The organism is Ferrovibrio sp. (genome assembly GCF_041906005.1).
GTDB lineage: Bacteria > Pseudomonadota > Alphaproteobacteria > Ferrovibrionales > Ferrovibrionaceae > Ferrovibrio.
In genome coordinates this window covers 2,360,931-2,377,527 of record NZ_JAYRJY010000001.1, presented here as the reverse complement: position 1 = coordinate 2,377,527, position 16,597 = coordinate 2,360,931, and the positions used below count along the sequence as shown (strand labels likewise).

At 64.5% G+C, this 16,597-nt stretch carries 17 protein-coding genes; 9 read left to right on the top strand and 8 right to left on the bottom strand.

Translation table 11 applies throughout. From position 1 onward, the window contains the following. Window positions 1-24: 24 nt before the first annotated feature. From thpR to ACE3OO_RS11605, 3 genes are all read right to left on the bottom strand, one after another. Window positions 25-645: an RNA 2',3'-cyclic phosphodiesterase gene (thpR, locus tag ACE3OO_RS11615; RefSeq protein WP_374303004.1), complete on the bottom strand. Its 621-nt coding sequence runs from the start codon at window positions 643-645 to the stop codon at window positions 25-27. A gap of 51 nt (window positions 646-696) precedes the next feature. After that, complete coding sequence (locus ACE3OO_RS11610) at window positions 697-1,755, bottom strand: NADP(H)-dependent aldo-keto reductase (protein WP_374303002.1); 1,059 nt, start codon at window positions 1,753-1,755, stop codon at window positions 697-699. A 102-nt stretch (window positions 1,756-1,857) separates the two neighbouring features. After that, entirely contained in the window at window positions 1,858-2,520 is a 663-nt protein-coding gene (locus ACE3OO_RS11605; protein ID WP_374303000.1) for an arylesterase, read from the bottom strand. Window positions 2,521-2,556: 36 nt separating this feature from the next. Between ACE3OO_RS11605 and ACE3OO_RS11600 the strand changes: the two genes are divergently transcribed. Beyond that, on the top strand, window positions 2,557-3,273 hold the full coding sequence (locus ACE3OO_RS11600; protein ID WP_374302998.1) for an ABC transporter ATP-binding protein: 717 nt from the start codon (window positions 2,557-2,559) through the stop codon (window positions 3,271-3,273). Continuing rightward, window positions 3,273-5,783, top strand: a complete 2,511-nt coding sequence (locus ACE3OO_RS11595; RefSeq protein WP_374302997.1) for an ABC transporter permease — start codon at window positions 3,273-3,275, stop codon at window positions 5,781-5,783. Before ACE3OO_RS11600 ends, ACE3OO_RS11595 begins: the two co-directional genes overlap by 1 nt. 1 nt (window position 5,784) lies before the next feature. Here the strand turns inward: ACE3OO_RS11595 and ACE3OO_RS11590 are convergent, their stop codons facing one another. Beyond that, window positions 5,785-6,972 carry a Bcr/CflA family multidrug efflux MFS transporter gene (locus ACE3OO_RS11590; RefSeq protein ID WP_374302995.1) on the bottom strand — a complete coding sequence of 396 codons (1,188 nt, stop codon included), beginning with the start codon at window positions 6,970-6,972 and terminating at the stop codon, window positions 5,785-5,787. Between the two features lie 262 nt (window positions 6,973-7,234). Between ACE3OO_RS11590 and ACE3OO_RS11585 the strand changes: the two genes are divergently transcribed. The 4 genes from ACE3OO_RS11585 (at window position 7,235) to ACE3OO_RS11570 (ending at window position 11,343) form a co-directional block, all read left to right on the top strand. Beyond that, window positions 7,235-7,960, top strand: a complete 726-nt coding sequence (locus tag ACE3OO_RS11585; RefSeq protein ID WP_374302993.1) for a Bax inhibitor-1 family protein — start codon at window positions 7,235-7,237, stop codon at window positions 7,958-7,960. A gap of 183 nt (window positions 7,961-8,143) precedes the next feature. Then, on the top strand, window positions 8,144-9,637 hold the full coding sequence (locus ACE3OO_RS11580) for a M81 family metallopeptidase (protein WP_374302991.1): 1,494 nt from the start codon (window positions 8,144-8,146) through the stop codon (window positions 9,635-9,637). Window positions 9,638-9,650: 13 nt separating this feature from the next. Further along, on the top strand, window positions 9,651-10,967 hold the full coding sequence (locus tag ACE3OO_RS11575) for a tetratricopeptide repeat protein (protein ID WP_374302989.1): 1,317 nt from the start codon (window positions 9,651-9,653) through the stop codon (window positions 10,965-10,967). 151 nt (window positions 10,968-11,118) lie between these two features. Further along, window positions 11,119-11,343, top strand: a complete 225-nt coding sequence (locus tag ACE3OO_RS11570; RefSeq protein WP_374302987.1) for a hypothetical protein — start codon at window positions 11,119-11,121, stop codon at window positions 11,341-11,343. Between the two features lie 69 nt (window positions 11,344-11,412). Here ACE3OO_RS11570 and ACE3OO_RS11565 read toward each other — a convergent pair whose 3' ends face one another. The 4 genes from ACE3OO_RS11565 to ACE3OO_RS11550 all read right to left on the bottom strand — a co-directional run bounded on the left by ACE3OO_RS11565 (window position 11,413) and on the right by ACE3OO_RS11550 (window position 14,421). Next, complete coding sequence (locus ACE3OO_RS11565) at window positions 11,413-11,856, bottom strand: DUF2794 domain-containing protein (protein WP_374302984.1); 444 nt, start codon at window positions 11,854-11,856, stop codon at window positions 11,413-11,415. Window positions 11,857-11,972: 116 nt separating this feature from the next. Further along, window positions 11,973-12,524, bottom strand: coding sequence for a PleD family two-component system response regulator (locus ACE3OO_RS11560; RefSeq protein WP_374302981.1), 552 nt, complete (start codon window positions 12,522-12,524; stop codon window positions 11,973-11,975). Window positions 12,525-12,549: 25 nt separating this feature from the next. Further along, complete coding sequence (locus tag ACE3OO_RS11555; RefSeq protein WP_374302978.1) at window positions 12,550-13,203, bottom strand: chemoreceptor glutamine deamidase CheD; 654 nt, start codon at window positions 13,201-13,203, stop codon at window positions 12,550-12,552. Between the two features lie 27 nt (window positions 13,204-13,230). Beyond that, window positions 13,231-14,421, bottom strand: coding sequence for a pentapeptide repeat-containing protein (locus tag ACE3OO_RS11550; RefSeq protein ID WP_374302976.1), 1,191 nt, complete (start codon window positions 14,419-14,421; stop codon window positions 13,231-13,233). 235 nt (window positions 14,422-14,656) lie between these two features. Between ACE3OO_RS11550 and ACE3OO_RS11545 the strand changes: the two genes are divergently transcribed. The 3 genes from ACE3OO_RS11545 (at window position 14,657) to ACE3OO_RS11535 (ending at window position 16,494) form a co-directional block, all read left to right on the top strand. After that, a complete protein-coding gene (locus ACE3OO_RS11545) occupies window positions 14,657-15,166 on the top strand; it encodes a hypothetical protein (RefSeq protein ID WP_374302974.1) in 510 nt (169 codons plus the stop codon). Between the two features lie 128 nt (window positions 15,167-15,294). Continuing rightward, entirely contained in the window at window positions 15,295-15,852 is a 558-nt protein-coding gene (locus ACE3OO_RS11540; protein WP_374302972.1) for a hypothetical protein, read from the top strand. Between the two features lie 195 nt (window positions 15,853-16,047). Then, window positions 16,048-16,494 (top strand): hypothetical protein, encoded by a 447-nt coding sequence (locus ACE3OO_RS11535; protein WP_374302969.1) that lies wholly within the window; start codon window positions 16,048-16,050, stop codon window positions 16,492-16,494. The last annotated feature ends 103 nt before the right edge of the window (window positions 16,495-16,597 follow it).

Sequence of the window (16,597 nt, the reverse complement as noted above, 5' to 3'; positions counted from 1 at the left end):
TCGTCGCCAGAATCAGGATCGGGATCAGTAGCCGTAGGCGGCCGCCTCGCTTCGTTCCCACTCCTCGGCCTCGTCGGCCATCCAGTCGCCCTCGTCGCCGACGGCGCTGCCATCCAGGCGATAGACATGCTCCGGCGTATAGATCGCGCCCGAAGAGGACAGGAAACTGGAATAAAGCGTGAAGCGGTCGCAGGTGAAGGGCGGCGCGTTATAGAGCGCATGATGGCTGAGATAAGCGCCAAGCCGGTCGAACGGCGCGTTGTTGAGCCGAGCGAGCGTCACATGCGGGGCGAATTTGCGCCGGTCCGGCGGCAACCCGACGCGCAAAACGGCATTGTCGACCTTTTCCTGCAAACGGTTGAGCGCAGGATTGGGCCGCACGCCGGCCCACAGCGTATTGGCCTTGCGCTTGTCGCCGAAGGTGCCGACGCCGAACAGGTTCAGTTCGAAATCCGGCATGGTGATGCTGGACAGCTCCTCGCTGATCGCGTGGGCAATTCGGCCGTCGACTTCGCCGATGAAGCGCAGGGTGAGATGGAACTGCTCGAGATTGGCCCAGCGCGCGCCGGGCACGCCGGCACACAAAGCGGCCAGTGAACGACGCACTTCGTCAGGGAAACTCAAGGCAACGAACAAGCGGATCATGGCTGTGGCCCTCCGCAATAGGGGCGCTATGGCCCGGAACGAGCAACCTGTTCAGGCGCTCGGGTTCGGTTGATCGCGATGGATCGCCTCGATGCCGTCCAGTACCTCCTGCGTCAGTTTCACGTTGATGCTGTCGATATCGGTCTTGAGCTGCGCCATCGTGGTGGCGCCGATGATATTGCTGGTCACGAAGGGCCGGCTGTTGACAAAGGCCAGCGCCATCTGCGCCGGGTCGAGGCCATGTTGCTGCGCCAGCGCCACATACCGCTGGGTGGCGCGTTCGACCTGCGGGTTGGAATAGCGCGTGAAGCGGGTGAACAGCGTGAGCCGCGCGCCGGCCGGCTTGGCGCCACCCAGATACTTGCCGGCCAGCACGCCCATGGCCAGCGGCGAATAGGCCAGCAGGCCGACATCCTCCTGCTTGGTCACTTCCGACAGCGAGGATTCGTACCAGCGGTTCAGCAGGCTGTACGGATTCTGGATTGAGACGATGCGCGGCCGCGACGAAACGGCCGCGGCATCGGCCACGTGGCGCATCACGCCCCAGGCGGTTTCGTTGGAGACGCCGAAATGCCGGATCTTGCCGGCCTTGACCAGCTCGCCCATCGCATCCAGCGTTTCGGCAATCGCGACCGAAGCCTCGTCGTTCCAGGGGTATTCCGCCCGGCCGAAATTGGTGGTCAGACGGTCGGTCCAATGGGTCTGATACAGATCGATATAGTCGGTCTGCAGCCGCTTCAGGCTTTTGTCGACCGCCTCGAAAATCTGCCGGCGGCTCAAATCCGGCGGCTGCTTGTCGTCGCGCAGCCAGGCGAAATCGCCGCGCGGTCCACCGCCACGGCCGGCGACCTTGGTGGCGATGACGACCTTGTCGCGGTTTTTGCGCGCCTTCAGCCAGGTGCCGATGTAACGCTCCGTGCTGCCCTGGGTCTCACCCCTTGGCGGCACGGGATACATCTCGGCGGTATCGATGAAATTGATGCCGCGCTCCAGGGCATAATCGAGCTGGGCATGGGCCTCGGGCTCGGTGTTCTGTTCGCCCCAGGTCATGGTGCCAAGACAGATCAGGCTGACCTGCAGGTCGGTACGGCCTAAACGACGGAACTCCATGACAAAACTCCCGACTCGACCCGGCAAACACACGCGGCCGCCAGTTCCGGCGGCGAATCCATATTGTCGGCCCGACTCGGCTTTTACAACAACGAATTGGGGTCAGGCGCCCAGGAAACGCAAAATCTGGGGCAGGATGCGCTGAACGATCACCGCCACCCCTTCACGGTTGGGATGCATGCCATCGCCCAGATTGAGCTTGGCATCGGCCGCCACCCCATCGAGGAAAAAGGGATAGAGCGGCAGGCCGTGCTTGGCGGCCAGATCGGGATAGATCGTGTTGAACCGGCGGCCGTAATCGGCGCCCAGGTTGGGGGCGGCCTGCATGCCCGTCAGCAGTACCGGGATCCCGGCCTGTTTCAGTCTTGCCAGGATGGCATCCAGATTGCCGCGCGCCTGTTCGGGAGACAGGCCGCGCAGCATGTCGTTGGCGCCCAGTTCCACCAAGGCATGGGTGGGTTTGTCGGCCAATGCCCAGTCCAGCCGCGACAAGGCCGCCGCCGTGGTGTCGCCCGATACGCCGGCATTGATCACCGTGACATTCAGCCCCTTCGCCCGCAGCGCCTTTTCCAGTTGCACCGGGAAAGCCGCGTCGGGCGGCAGATTGTAGCCCGCGGTCAGGCTGTCGCCGAAAGCCAGCAGGCGGATCGGCTGCGCGGCCTGCGCGGGCAGCACGAATGACAGGGCCGTGACCAGCATCACCGCCAGCACCAGCATGACGTTGCTCAACCGCAGGAAAGCCCCATATTGTGCGTTCAACAGCATGGTCCGCATCATTTCCCCGAAAAGGCGACAGCATTCATGGCCATAGTTAAGGCAAATTCGCCGGTTGTCGAATTGCAGGATGTCCGGCTCACTCTCGCCAGCACGGCCGGACCGGTCAATATCCTGCGCGGCATCGACCTGACCGTGCAGCCCGGCGAGCGGATCGGCATCGTCGGGCCGTCGGGTTCCGGCAAATCGACCCTGCTGGCGGTGCTGGCCGGGCTGGAGCGTGTGAGCGGCGGCCGCGTGCATGTGGCCGGTGCCGATCTCAACGACATGAGCGAGGACAAGCTGGCGCTATGGCGGCGCAACCGCGTCGGCATCGTGTTCCAGAGCTTTCACCTGATCCCCACCATGACGGCGCTGGAGAATGTGGCCGTGCCGCTGGAACTGGCCGGTGCGACCGATGCCATCGAACAGGCGCGCGCCGCGCTGGCGGACGTGGGACTGGCCCATCGCGAGGACCATTATCCGATGCAACTGTCGGGCGGCGAGCAGCAGCGCGTGGCGCTGGCCCGCGCCGTGGCGCCGAAGCCCGCCCTGCTGCTGGCCGACGAGCCGACCGGCAACCTGGACGGCACCACCGGGCATGCCATCATCGATTTGATGTTCGGCGAGGCCGCGCGGTTGAACTCGACGCTGATCCTGATCACCCATGACGAAACGCTGGCTGCGCTGTGCGATCACGTGGTGCGCATCGAGGATGGCCGCATCAAGACCATCGAACCGCAACGTCGCGCGGCGGCCGTCTGATGTTGTCGCTGCGGTTTTCCCTGCGTGAGTTGCGCGGCGGCCTGCGCGGTTTCCGCCTGTTCGTCGCCTGCCTGGCTTTGGGCGTTGCCGTGATCGCCGGTATCGGCACGCTGTCGAGCGCCATCGTCACCGGCCTGGAGCGCGATGGCCGCAGCCTGCTGGGCGGCGATATCGAATTCCGCCTCACCCATCGCGGCGCCACGCCCGAGGAGCGCGATCTCCTGCAGCGCCAGGGCGAGGTTTCCGAAAGCGTGCAGATGCGCGCCATGGCCCACGCGCTGCGCAGCGACCAGCGCGCGCTGGTGGAACTCAAGGCGGTGGACAACGCCTATCCGCTTTATGGCAGCGTGGCATTGGAAAACGGCGGCGATCTTGCCGCCGCCTTCGCCGGGCAGGACGGCCTGGCCGGCGCCGTCGTCGATCCGCAGACCCTGATCCGGCTGGATGCCGCCATCGGCGACCGCATCGGCATCGGCGAAACCGAATTCGTGATCCGCGGCGTGATCGCGCGCGAGCCCGACCGCGCCACCGATGGCCTGACGCTGGGCCCACGCGTGATGATCGCCGAGAAGGACCTCGCGGCGACGAAACTGGTGCAGCCCGGCACGCTGGCGCATTGGCATTACCGCATCCGCCTCAATCCCGGACTGGAAGCCGCCGGCGTGGAGGCGACGGCCAAGGCGGCCCATGCCGATGCCGGCTGGCGCATCCGCGACTGGAAGGAAGGCAGCCCCGGCGTGCGCCGTTTCCTCGACCGCGCCGCCCTGTTCCTCGTGCTGGTCGGCCTGACCGCTTTGCTGATCGGCGGCGTCGGTGTCGCCAATGCGGTACATGCCCATCTGGATGGCAAGACACCCACCATCGCCACACTGAAATCGCTCGGCGCCACCACGGGGCTGATCTTCCGCGTCTATCTGTGGCAGACCCTGCTGCTGGCCGGGTTCGGCATCCTGCTTGGACTGGTCATCGGCAGCGCCATTCCCAATCTCGCCGCCGGCGCGCTGGCCACCATTTTGCCGCTGCCGCTGGTACCGGGCCTGTATTGGCAGCCCCTGGCGCTGGCCGCCTGCTATGGCCTGCTGGTCGCCCTGGCCTTCACCATCTGGCCGCTGGCGCGCGCCGCCGATATCCGCCCCGCCGCGCTCTATCGCGACCTGGTGGCGCCCAATCGCCGCCTGCCGCGCCCGGTCTATGTGATCGCCACGCTGGCCTTGTTCGTATTGCTGGCCGTGCTGGCCGTGTTCGGTGCCGAGGAACGCCGCTTCGCGCTGGCCTTCGTGGTCGCCGCGGTGATCGCCTTCCTGCTGTTCCGCCTGATCGCCTATGGCATCGCGACGCTGACACGCCACATTCGGCCACCACGTGGCGTGCGGCTGAAACTGGCCATGGCCAGCCTGCACCGGCCGGGCGCCGCCACCAGCGCCTTGCTGCTGTCGCTCGGGGTGTCGCTCACCCTGCTGGTCGCCATCGCGCTGGTGGAAAGCAACCTGCATGCCCAGGTGGAGGAACGCCTGCCCGACGAAGCGCCGGCCTTCTTTTTCGTCGACATCCAGCCCGCGCAGCTTGAGCAGTTCCGCGACACCGTCGCCGCCGTGCCCGGTGCGCGCGACCTGGAAACCGTGCCCAACCTGCGGGGCCGCATCTCCAGCATCAAGGGCGTGCCCAGCGAGCAGATCGAGGCCTCGCCGGACCAGCGCTGGGTGCTGCAGGGCGATCGCGGCCTGACCTATGCCCGCGACCTGCCGGAAGGCTCCTCGCTGATTGCCGGCGAATGGTGGCCGCGCGACTATGACGGCCCGCCGCTGATCTCGATCGAGGAACGCGCGGCCAAGGGGCTGGGCGTCTGGCTGGGCGACAAACTGACGGTGAATATCCTGGGCCGCGACATCGAGGCGCGGGTTGCCAGCATTCGCCGGCTGGACTGGACGTCGTTTGGCATCAACTTCGTGCTGGTCTTCTCACCCGGTCTGCTGGAGCGCGCACCGCACACCATGCTGGCGACAGTGAAGGCGACACCGGATGCCGAGACCACGCTGTTCCGCGCGGTGACGCAGCAATATCCCAACATCTCGGTGGTGCGGATGAAGGACGTGCTGACCGAGCTGAACGACATGGTGGCCAAGCTGGGCGGCGCGATCCGCGGTGCCGCCGGCGTGACGCTGATCGCCGGCCTGATCGTGCTGGCCGGCGCGCTGGCAGCCGAACATCGCCGCCGCCTGAAGGAAAGCGCCATCCTGAAGGCGCTGGGCGCCACCCGGCGCGACATCATCATCGCGCATCTGATCGAATATGGCAGCGTTGGCCTGGTCGGCGCGGCGCTGGCTTTCGGGTTGGGCTGGCTGGCCGCCTGGGCGATGGTGACGCAGATGATGAATGCCAGCTTCTATTTCGCGCCGGGCGTGGCCGCCCTCACCGTGCTGGGCGGCGTGGCTGCGACTCTGTTGCTGGGCCTGGCCGGCGCGTGGCAGGCTCTGGCGGCCAAACCCGCGCCGCTGCTGCGCACGGTGTGAGCTAACGCACCAACAGCCAGCGCGCGGCAAAACCACCCAGGCCGCAGACCGCCACGACGATCGCCATCGGCAGCGCCGTGCCGTCATGCAGCAGGCCGACCAGCGCGCTGGTGATCGCACCCGACAGGAATTGCAGCGTGCCCATCAGGGCGGCGGCCGTGCCGGCGCGCTGCGCCTCGCCCGCCATGGCGCTGGCCGCGGCATTGGGCAGCACCGCGCCCAGACTGGCGATATAGGCAAATAACGGCAGCCACAGGCCAATCAGCCCGCCGAAAGACAATGCCGCCGTGGCGAGCAGCAGCAGGCCGGCCAGCGCGGTGGCGGCGATGCCGACGATCAGCACCTCGTCCAGCGTGAAGCGGCGCAGCAATGCGCGATTGACCTGCGAGAAGCCGATGATGCCGACAGCGTTGATGCCGAAGATCCAGCCATAGGTGTCGGCCGGCACATGATAGAGATCGATGAACACGAAGGGCGAACCGGCGATGTAGGCGAACATGCCCGCCATCGCCAGGCTGGAGCTGAGCGTGTAGCCCATGAAACGCCGCTGCATCAGCAGGGCGCCGTAATCGCGCAGGGCCGTGCCCAGCGTGAGCCGGCGCTCCGGCGTCGCGCTACGGGTTTCCGGCAGCCACAGTCGCGCCGCCACCAGCGCCAGCAGCGCAAAGACGGCGAGAAACCAGAAAATCGCCGGCCAGCCGAACCAGACCAGCACGTAGCCGCCCAAGAGCGGCGCCAGGATTGGCGCCACGCCCATCACCAGCATCAGCAGCGACATCACCCGCGCGCCCTCGCGCGGTTCAAACAGGTCGCGCACCATGGCGCGCGAGATCACCAGGCCGGCGCATGACCCGAAGGCCTGCAGGAAACGGGCGGCGATCAGGCTGTCGATATTCGGCGCCAGCGCGCAGGCGGTGGAGGCCGCAACATAGAGCAGGTTGCCGACCAGCAGCGGCATGCGGCGGCCGAAACGGTCACTCAGGGGGCCGTAGAAAAGCTGCCCGATGGCAAGGCCCAGGAAAAACAGCGACAGCGTCTGCTGCACCTTGCCGGCATCGGTGGCCAGGGCACGTTCCAGCGCCGGCAGGCCGGGCAGGTACATGTCGACCGCCAGCGGCGTGAAGGCGCTGAGCGCACCGAGAATGAGCGTGAGACGCCACAACGAATGCGCCTGGCCGGGAATGGTCATCAGGGACTCTGGATGATGGTTTGAGGCGGTTTTCCGCCGGAAGAGGCCCAGCGGTTCTACGGGATAATCGGTGCGCTGACGAGTGCGCAAAATCACAAATCCGGCCATTGCCGGGCCTTTTCCGCCCTGTGGTACGGAGATACCCAAAAGCATGACAGATGAATGACTTAATCGTGAGCCAATCGGATCGTTTGCCCTTGAATTCCCACCGCGCGCCAACGATATTAACGTTCACAACCATAACCCTTGAGGAGGCCTACACATGTCGACGCCGTTCAACCAGCCGCGCTATGGCTACGGCGCCACCACGATCGACCGTCCGGCGATCGACGAGGCGCTGCGCGCCTATATGCTGCGGGTTTACAACTACATGGGCTCCGGCCTGGCGCTCAGCGCCATCGTCGCCCTGCTGGTTTCGCAGTCGCCGGCCCTGATGCAGACCCTGTTCGGCAGCGGTCTGGCTTTCGTGGTGATGCTCGCGCCGCTCGGCCTGCTGCTGGTCATGAGCTTTGGCGCCAACAAGCTGTCGGCCGGCGCCGTGCAGGGCCTGTACTGGGCTTTCACCGCCACGATGGGCCTGTCGCTGTCGACCATCTTCATGGTCTATACCGGCACCTCGATCCTGCGCATCTTCTTCATCACCGCCGCGATGTTTGGTGCCATGAGCCTGTATGGCTACACCACCAAGCGCGACCTGACCGGCTTTGGCACGTTCCTGTTCATGGGCGTGATCGGCCTGCTCATCGCCAGCGTGGTGAACATGTTCCTCGGCTCCAGCATGCTGCAATTCGCCATCTCGGCGATCACGGTGCTGGTCTTCACCGGCCTGACCGCTTACGACACCCAGCGGATCAAGTCGGAGTTCTATGAGAGCGACCCGGCCGATATCCAGACCAAACAGGCGATTTTCGGCGCCACCTCGCTTTACGTGAACTTCCTCAACATCTTCATGGCCCTGCTGCAGCTGTTCGGCCAGCGGAACAACTGATCGGCTCAACACCCGAGAAGCAGTCGAAAGGCCCCGGCGGGAAACCGCCGGGGCCTTTTGCTTTGGGAGGCGGCCGTCCGGCCCGGCTTTTCCCCTGACAAAGCCCGTGACAAAGCCGGTGGCGCGGTTTTAAGCTTTCATTCGTCTGCCTACGAATTACCCAGAAAAAGGATCCCCCGCCCCATGAAGCTCGTCCTCGCGATGATGAAGCACGAGACCAACACCTTCTCGCCGATCGTCACCGACTGGGCGCGGTTCGAGGCCTGGGGCATGTATACCGGGCAGGCCGCCATCGACGCCTATGCCAAGACCAACATGCCGCTGGGGGTCTATCTCAAGCTGGCGCGGGAATATGGCGCCGAGGTGGTGCTGCCGATGGCCGCCGAGGCCATGCCGGGCGGCCTGGTCACCGCCGACGCCTACAAACGCCTGTGCGATCCGATCCTGGAGGCCGTGAAGGCCGGTTGCGACGGCTGCCTGCTCGACCTGCATGGCGCCATGGTGGCCGAGGGCACCGAGGATGGCGAAGGCACCCTGCTGGAACGCATCCGCCAGATCGCGCCCGACCTGCCCATCGCCGTGACGCTGGACCTGCATTGCAACCTGACGGCCAAGATGGTGCAAAACTGCACCGGCCTGATCGGCTACAAGACCTATCCGCATGTCGACATGGACGTGGTGGCCGAACAGGTCGGCCGGACAGTGATGGAGTTCATCACCGGCAAGCGGCCGAAACCGGCGATGGCCCTGCGCCAGTTGCCGCTGCTGTCGCAGACCCTGTGCCAGGGCACCGACGACGAGCCGATGAAATCGGCGATCCAGGCCTGCCGCGACGAGGAGGCGAAAGGCCTGCCGGCCGCCAGCGTGTTCGGCGGCTTTGCCATGGCCGATATCCGCGATGCCGGCACCACGGTGATCACCATCGGCAATGACCAGCGGCAGGCCGATGCTGCCGCCGATGCCATTGCCGCCAAGGTATGGGACAAGCGCGACCTGCATATCTATCAGCATCGCGACCTGGCCGAGACGGTGGCGAAGGCCAAGAAGATCACCCAGGGCCCGGTGATCCTGCTCGATCATGCCGACAATTGCGGCTCGGGCGGCACGCAGGACGTGATGATGGTGATCGAGGAAGTGCTGAAGCAGGGCCTGGAAGACGTGGCCGTCGGCGCCGTCTGGGACCCCGAGGCCGTGCAGATCATGCAGGCGGCCGGCGTCGGCGCCACCGTCACGCTGGAGCTGGGCGGCAAGAGCGAGATGCCGTCCCTGAAGCTGAAAGGCAAGCCGCTGAAGCTGACCGGCCGCGTGCGCACCATCACCGACGGCGAATGGATCGTGCGCGGGCCGATGTATAACGGCTACAAGGTGATGATGGGACCAACGGCGGTGCTGGAGGTGAATGGCCGGATGCAGATCGTCGTTGTCTCACGGCACCACGAACCCTGGGATACCGGCGTGTTCCGCTCGGTCGGCATCGAACCCGAGCACAAGCGCTACCTGCTGCTGAAGTCGCGCATCCATTACCGCGCGGGCTTCGCACCCCTGGCCAAGGCCACCTTCACGTTGGATGGCGAAGGCGTCACCACCTCCGACAACCGCATCATCCCCTACAAGAATGTGCGGCGGCCGATCTATCCGCTGGACAAGATCAACGACTGGCAGGACGCCGCGAAATGAGTGGGGCGAAATAATGCTCACCGACCGCTGGACCCTTCAGGTTGCCACTGACGATCCGGCGGTCGTCGCCGGCCTCGATACATTCGACACCAGTTTCATCACCTACGGCACCACGGCGGCCGCGGTGTGGGACGCGGCAAAGGCCGACCCGGCCTGCGTGATGGCACAGGCCAAGGCGGCGGCGCTGGAAATGTTCCTGCAGACGGGGACGTCGATCACCAAGGCAAGGCCCTGGCTGCGTCAGGCCGAGCCACATCTGGGCAAGGCCACCGAACGCGAGCGGTTGTGGCATGCCCAGGTTTCCGCCTGGGTCGACGGCGATGCCGAAACCGCCATCGCCATATGCCGCGACATCGCCCAGCGCTGGCCGCAGGACCTGGCGGCCGTGAAGATGACGCAGTTCCACATGTTCCATGTCGGCGACCTGGCCGGCATGCTGGACATCGCCGAGGCCGCACTGCCTGTGCATCGGCATATCGCGGAAATGCACGGCATGCTGGCCTTCGGGCTGGAAGAAATGAACTGCCTGGGCGAGGCCGAAGCGGCCGGCCGGCGCGCCGTCGAGATGAAACGCGCCGAACCCTGGGCGCATCACGCCATCGCCCATGTGATGGAGACCCAGGGCCGCTGCGCCGAAGGTTTCGACTTCATGGCCGGACTGGTCGACACCTGGGCCGACCGCAATTCCTTCATGCTGAGCCACAATTGGTGGCATATGGCGTTGTTTGCCATCGACAGCGACCGGCCCGAAGTGGCGCTGAAACTCTACGACGATCATGTCTGGGGCGTGTGGAAGGAGTACAGCCAGGACCAGGTGAATGCCGTGGCCCTGCTGGCGCGGCTGGAATTCGCCGGGCTGGATGTCGGCAACCGCTGGCAGGATGTGGCCGATTACATCGCGGCGCGCGGCCCCGAGCATGTCGAGCCGTTCCTCGACGCGCATTACCTGCTGGGCCTGACCTGTGCCGGCCGCGAAGCCGCCGCCGCGACCCTGCTGGCCAGCCTGCGCGATCATGTGGCGCACCAGGATGACCGCCGCCTGATGGGCCGGATCTGGCACACGGTCGGCCTGCCGCTGGCCGAAGGCGTGGCGGCCTATGGCAAAGGGGACTGGCGCACGGCCTTCAATCGCCTGAAACCGGCGCTGGATGGCCTGCAGCAGATCGGCGGCAGTCACGCCCAGCGCGACCTGTTCTGGCAGCTCTGGCTGCGCGCCGGCGCCCATGCCGGCGAGATCGCGACGGTGAGACCCCATCTTGAACAGCGCATGGCCGACCGGCCCGGCGTCGCCAAACACCGCCGCGAACTGGCACAGCTCGCGCAGATATAAAAATCTCGTAAACGACAAAAGTGTCGCAGGAAAAATTCACTCGTTGCGGCGGGATTCGAGCGGAGTGAGAATGCAGACGATGCAGCGGGCCGCCCGATTCGGTTTTCGACCGGGCCACCCGCATGCAGCACAGACCATGGGATGGACCCCGATGTTGACCCGCGTGAAGACGATCGCTGCCGCTTTCGTGATGGCTGGCTTCCTGGCCGGCGCTGTTGCCCCTGCTTTTGCCCCGGCTGCTGAAGCCCAGACTTCGCAGTCCACAAAGAAACAGACGGCCAAGAAGCAGACCGCCAAGAAGCAGACGGCTGAGAAGAAGAAGGCTCCTGCGAAGAAGACGGCGGCCAAGCCCGCCAAGAAGACCAAGAAGGCCTGATCTCTACTGCCACGGATTTCCGGATGAGCCTCCATCCTGCGGGATGGAGGCTTTTTCTTTGCCTGCCCGTTACAGCGTGGCTTCGCGCTTGGGTTCAAAAAAGCGCAGCATCACGGCAAGATCGCGGCCGCGCCGCACGATACGCCCGCCCTGGGCGACGATGCTGAACGCGCCCTGCTTGCGCGCCAGCTTCGGCGTCTTGACGATACGATACAGCGCGCCATCGGCGGTGCGGCGGAACACCGCGAAGCTGCAGCTCTCGCGGTCATGGCCGATGGCATAGTCGCGCCATTCGCCCTGTCCGACCATGCGGGCATAGAGATTGAGAATGAGGTTGAATTCGCGGCGATCAAAAAAAACCGCGCTCTCGGCGGCGCGGGCATCGGACGGTCGGGGATCGGTGGACCGCACGACCATGACGGTATCGGCAGGGACATTCGCGACCGAACCGGCGGAGAAGACCTCCCCCGCCTCCGGACGCCGAAATCGCTGCAAGGTGATCACCTCGCTCATGCCGGAACGGCCACCTCCCAGATCGCAAATCCAACGCTTGAATCTTGAGCCCGCCCCACCGGGCCGTCAAGTCGTGATTACGGGCCTGGCCGCGAACGGCCGGGAAAACCGCAGATCTACAGCTCGCTCAACAGGCTCTGCACGGCATCTTCGTCCATCTGCTGGTCGCCCTTGTCCAGCATGTCCTTGCGCCGTTCTTCGCCGGTGTAGTTCGATATCTTATGCCGGCGCCGATCGGGGCCGAAGAAATCATCGGTGCGCACGAACTGGCGCGGATACTCGACCACCACCGTAATGCGCCGCGCCATGGTCTTGGCCGAGAACGGCTTGACCAGGAATTCGGTGACGCCGACATCGCGCGCCTTCATCACCTTCCATTCCTCCGACTGCGCCGTCACCATGACGATCGGCACGAAGACGTTTTTCGATGCCGGGTTCTTGCGCACCCATTCGACGAAGCCAAGACCGTCCATCTCGCCGTCCATGTGCCACTCGGTGAAGATGATATCGACGACGTTGGTCTCGAGATACGTGATCGCATCCTTCGCGTTGGTGCACTCCGCGATGCGGTTAACACCGAGCGGTCGCAAAACTTCCTTAATAAGCTGCATGTGGTTGTGGTTGCTGTCGACCACAAGCACTGCGACGTTATTGAGTTTATATGCCATTGCGCGGGAAGCCCTTCAGCCGACCTCAGTCGAACAGCTCGATACTGCCGGCCTGCGTCTGCACGGCAGTAATCTTCTTGGCTGTTTCGCGCTGGAACACCGTCTTGGCGCTGGCATCCTCGATCTGCTTGACGCGGGCCACGCCGCTGGACGGAAAATACTGCACCTTGCGCGGCAGGTTGCCACGCAGGTCGGCCGCCGTGACTTTGAAGCCTTCGGCCTTCAGGTAGCGTTCGATGAAATCGGCATTCTGGTGGCCGATGCCGCGCAGGCCGGCCAGCACATTGGCGCCACCGAAGATTTTCACTTCCAGCCGCTCGCGGCGACCGCCGGCCGCCAGGATTCCGTTGATCAACTGCTCCATGGAATAACTACCGTAGCGCAGGGATGCAGAGAACGGCAAATCCGGATTGTTGTCGCCGCCCTTGTCGGGCAGCAGAAAGTGATTCATCCCGCCCACGGCGGCCACCGGATCGCGGATACAGGCCGCCACGCAGGAGCCCAGCACGGTAGCCAGCATCTCGCCATCGCGCGTTGACACGAAAAAGTCACCCTGGAACACCTGAACGACATTCACCTTCAGGATCGGGTCGTAATAGCGGCGCCGTTCCCCCGCAGAGCCGGCGGCGCCGGAATCAGCGTTGGGCGGCCGTCGCAGAATACCCGAGGTGGTGTTCATGGCCGGATCATCATGGCTGGGGGCCGGTCAGGGTTCAAGGCCGCTGGCGTCGTGCAGGATGGCATCGCCCCAGTCCACCCCTTCGTAAACCGCCCCGGTCAGCCGGGCATTCGACAGGTCGGTGTAAATCCGCCGGCCGGTCTTTTCGCCCTTGGCGCTGAGGATTTCGGCACTGCCGAACCGGCTGCCAGAGAGACGGGCATTGCGCAGATCGGCACCGGTCAGGTTACAGCCGGCAAAGGTGGTCCCCATGGCGCCGGCGCCCCGCATGTCGCAGCCCGACAGGTCGGCAAACTTGAACACCGCCTGGTCCAGCCGGGCGTCGCGCAGGGCGGCGCCGCGTAGCTTGACGCCCGACAGGTCGAGCCCGCGCAGATCGAACCCGCTCAGGTCCTGGCCGCGCAGATTGGCCGGCCGGCCATCGCCCCCCTCGACCCAGCGCTTGTGCTCGGCCAGGGCGGCCTTGATCTCGGCTTCCGTCAGCGGTTTTGGCGCGGTGGCCGCCGGTTCGGCCGCCATGTTGGCCATCACCACATTGGCGCCGAAGGTTTCGACATCGCTGAGGTCAACGCCATGCAGGTGGGCGTCGGTGAGATTGGCACCCTGCAGGGTCGCGCCGGCCAGGTTGGCCCCGCTCAGTTCCGCGCCCACCAGATTGGCCCCGGCCAGGGTTGCCCCGCCCAGATCGGCGCCCGAGAGATCGGCGCTGACCAGCTGGCAGTCGGTGAGGGCGGCATCCTGCAGATTGGCGCCGGCCAGGTTGCTGCCGGTGAAATCCGCGCCCAGTGCATCGACGCCGATCATCGTGGCGCCGGAAAAATTGCTGCCGGTGACGTTCTGGCGCAGCAGGCCCACGGCCTCGGCCGGGTTCTGCCCGATTTCCAGGCCACGCCGAAAATTCGCCCCGGTCAGATTGGCGCCGGCCAGGTTGACGTTTTCGAGCACCGCGCCGCGCAGGTCGGCACGCGTCAGATCGGCATTTTGCAGATCGGCCCCGCTCAGATCGGCCTTGAACAGATCCGACTGTACCAATTGGGCCTTGGCCATGTGGGCTCCGCGCAGATTGGCGTCGCGGAAACTGGCGCGCCGCAGATCGGCACCGGACAGATCGGCACCGGCCAGATCGCGGCCGGAAAAGTCGGCCGGCTTGCCGGTGGGCATCCCCTTCAGCCAGAGGTGATGGTGATGCAATATCTCTTTGATATCGATGGGGTCCATTAACCAGCCGTACCGCCGCCTGCCCTGACGGGTTGTTACCACGCTTGGCCCGTATTGCCATCCCCCTCATACGCCAGCGGGGCTGGCAAATCTCCCTAGAATTTTGGATGGTTATCGAAAAAAAATGCCCTCTGGGCAACTGGAAGTCGTACGGATGAGGGGCCGGACAAGTGATATGTTTACGGAATGCCGGCCGACTAATGCAAATTAACGGCGCTTGTGAAAGAATTATCTGATGGGGAAGGCTCCGGCATTGCCGCAAGACAAGCAGGGTTCGCATTCGGGGGATGGTGCCGTGCCGCCGGCCTCGTCGCGCGAATTGCTCGATTTCATCGCGCTGGTCCTGCTGGCCCTGAAGGAAGAGGTCGAGGATCTGCAGAAGGTCCAGAGCGCCAACGCGCAGAGCTTTGCCGACAAGCTTGTGGAACTCGGCCGGCAATTACCGGGATCTCCGGTGATGGGCGAAGTCGTCAGCCTGATGCAAAGCGACGACCTGCGCAGCCAGCGCCAGCAGCATGTCATCAATGCCATCCGCTATGTCGAGGACATCATCCGCGACCAGGCCGGCCGGAACTGGGCACCACGACTGACCAACCGCGCCGCCGGATGGGGCGAAGGCCTGATCGCCAGCCAGACGCTGGAACAGGTGCGCGCCCATTTCCAGCATTACCTGCTGGGCAGCGGCAACGACGAGGCGCCGCGCAATGCGGCGGTGCAGAAGAAAAGCGAAGTGGAGCTTTTCTAATTTCGATGCGGATTACAAACGATTTGGTTGCGGCCGCGGAACAGGATGTTTACCCTGCGGCCGTTACCGTGGCGGCTGTTATGTCGCCGCATCAGGAGCGCCGATAGCAAGCATGGCCGATAGCAAGCATGGCTGACCAGGACAGCGCCAATCCGCCCCCGGACAAACCGGCGGAAACTTCCGGCTCCAAACCGGCAAGCGAGGCTCAGTTCGTTACCCCGCCCAATTATCTCAAGATGAAGGTGGGCAGCGGCGGCATCGACAAGGAAGCCCTGAAGGAAGCCGAAATCGCCATCCAGGTGCTCGGCCACAAGATGTATGCGAAATGGGCCGATGACGATCTCGGCCGCATGCGCGCCTCATTTGAGGAAATGAAACAAACCAATCTGGATGATCCCGATGGTGTGAAGCGCATGCTGCGCATCTGCTGGGACATGAAGGGCCTGGGCGGCACCTTCGGCTATCCGCTGGTCACCACCATCACCCATTTCCTGAGCAACTATCTTGAGCATTGCCTGAACGACCCCGAGGCGCGGGTCAGCAGTGCCGTGGTCTCGCCCCATATCGACGCGCTGTATGTAGTGCTGAGCCAGAAGATCAGCGGCGATGGCGGCGCGATCGGGCGTGAACTGGTCGCCGGCCTGGAAAAGGTCGTGCTGAAGACCGGCGCCCGGATCGGCAGCTGACGCTCAATTCCCGGCCGTCCGTCCGGCAAACGCGGAAAACCGCGATCCGACACTACAAATTGTGGTTATTTGCAAGATAACCCCGCGATTTAGCGGTTCTTTCTTGACCCCCCGAATCGGCACAGGTAGATTTTAACCGAATCGGCCAAGGTCGATTCGACGCCTTTCGACGCAACCATTTGGACAGGAACACCCGTGGATCTCGATCAAGGGTTGTTCAATGAAACGGATTCCGGTGTCGAGGATGCCGGTTTCAGCCATTCCTCGATCCACGATGACCCGATCATCGACGTCGATGTCGAGGATATCGACGACATCGAGGCTGATCGTCCCGGCCGGGCCCTGCCCCGGATGGCGGACCGCTTCAATACCGAAACCCGCTTCCACGGCCTGTCGCTGGCACAACTTGCGGTTCATTCGCTCTGGATCGTCGATTATTTACGTCAACTTGGCGAAACCGAGATGGCCGATGGCGATCTGGACAGTGTAGGCCGCTGCGCCGACGACCTGGAAAGCGCCATCATGCTGATGTTCCAGCTGGCCGGCGGGACCCGTCAGGAGTTGCGCCAGCGGTATCACGAGATCATCCTCGCGATGCGTTCGCGTCAGCACATGACGATTGATCCAAGCCGCACCCAATAAAACCTATCGTGTCCGAACCCTCGGGCGAAATTATGGTTTTTTGGTAACCTATCCGGCAATCCCCCTTCCGTCGCCGCAAGCCCTCGGTTAGGCTTGCCCATAC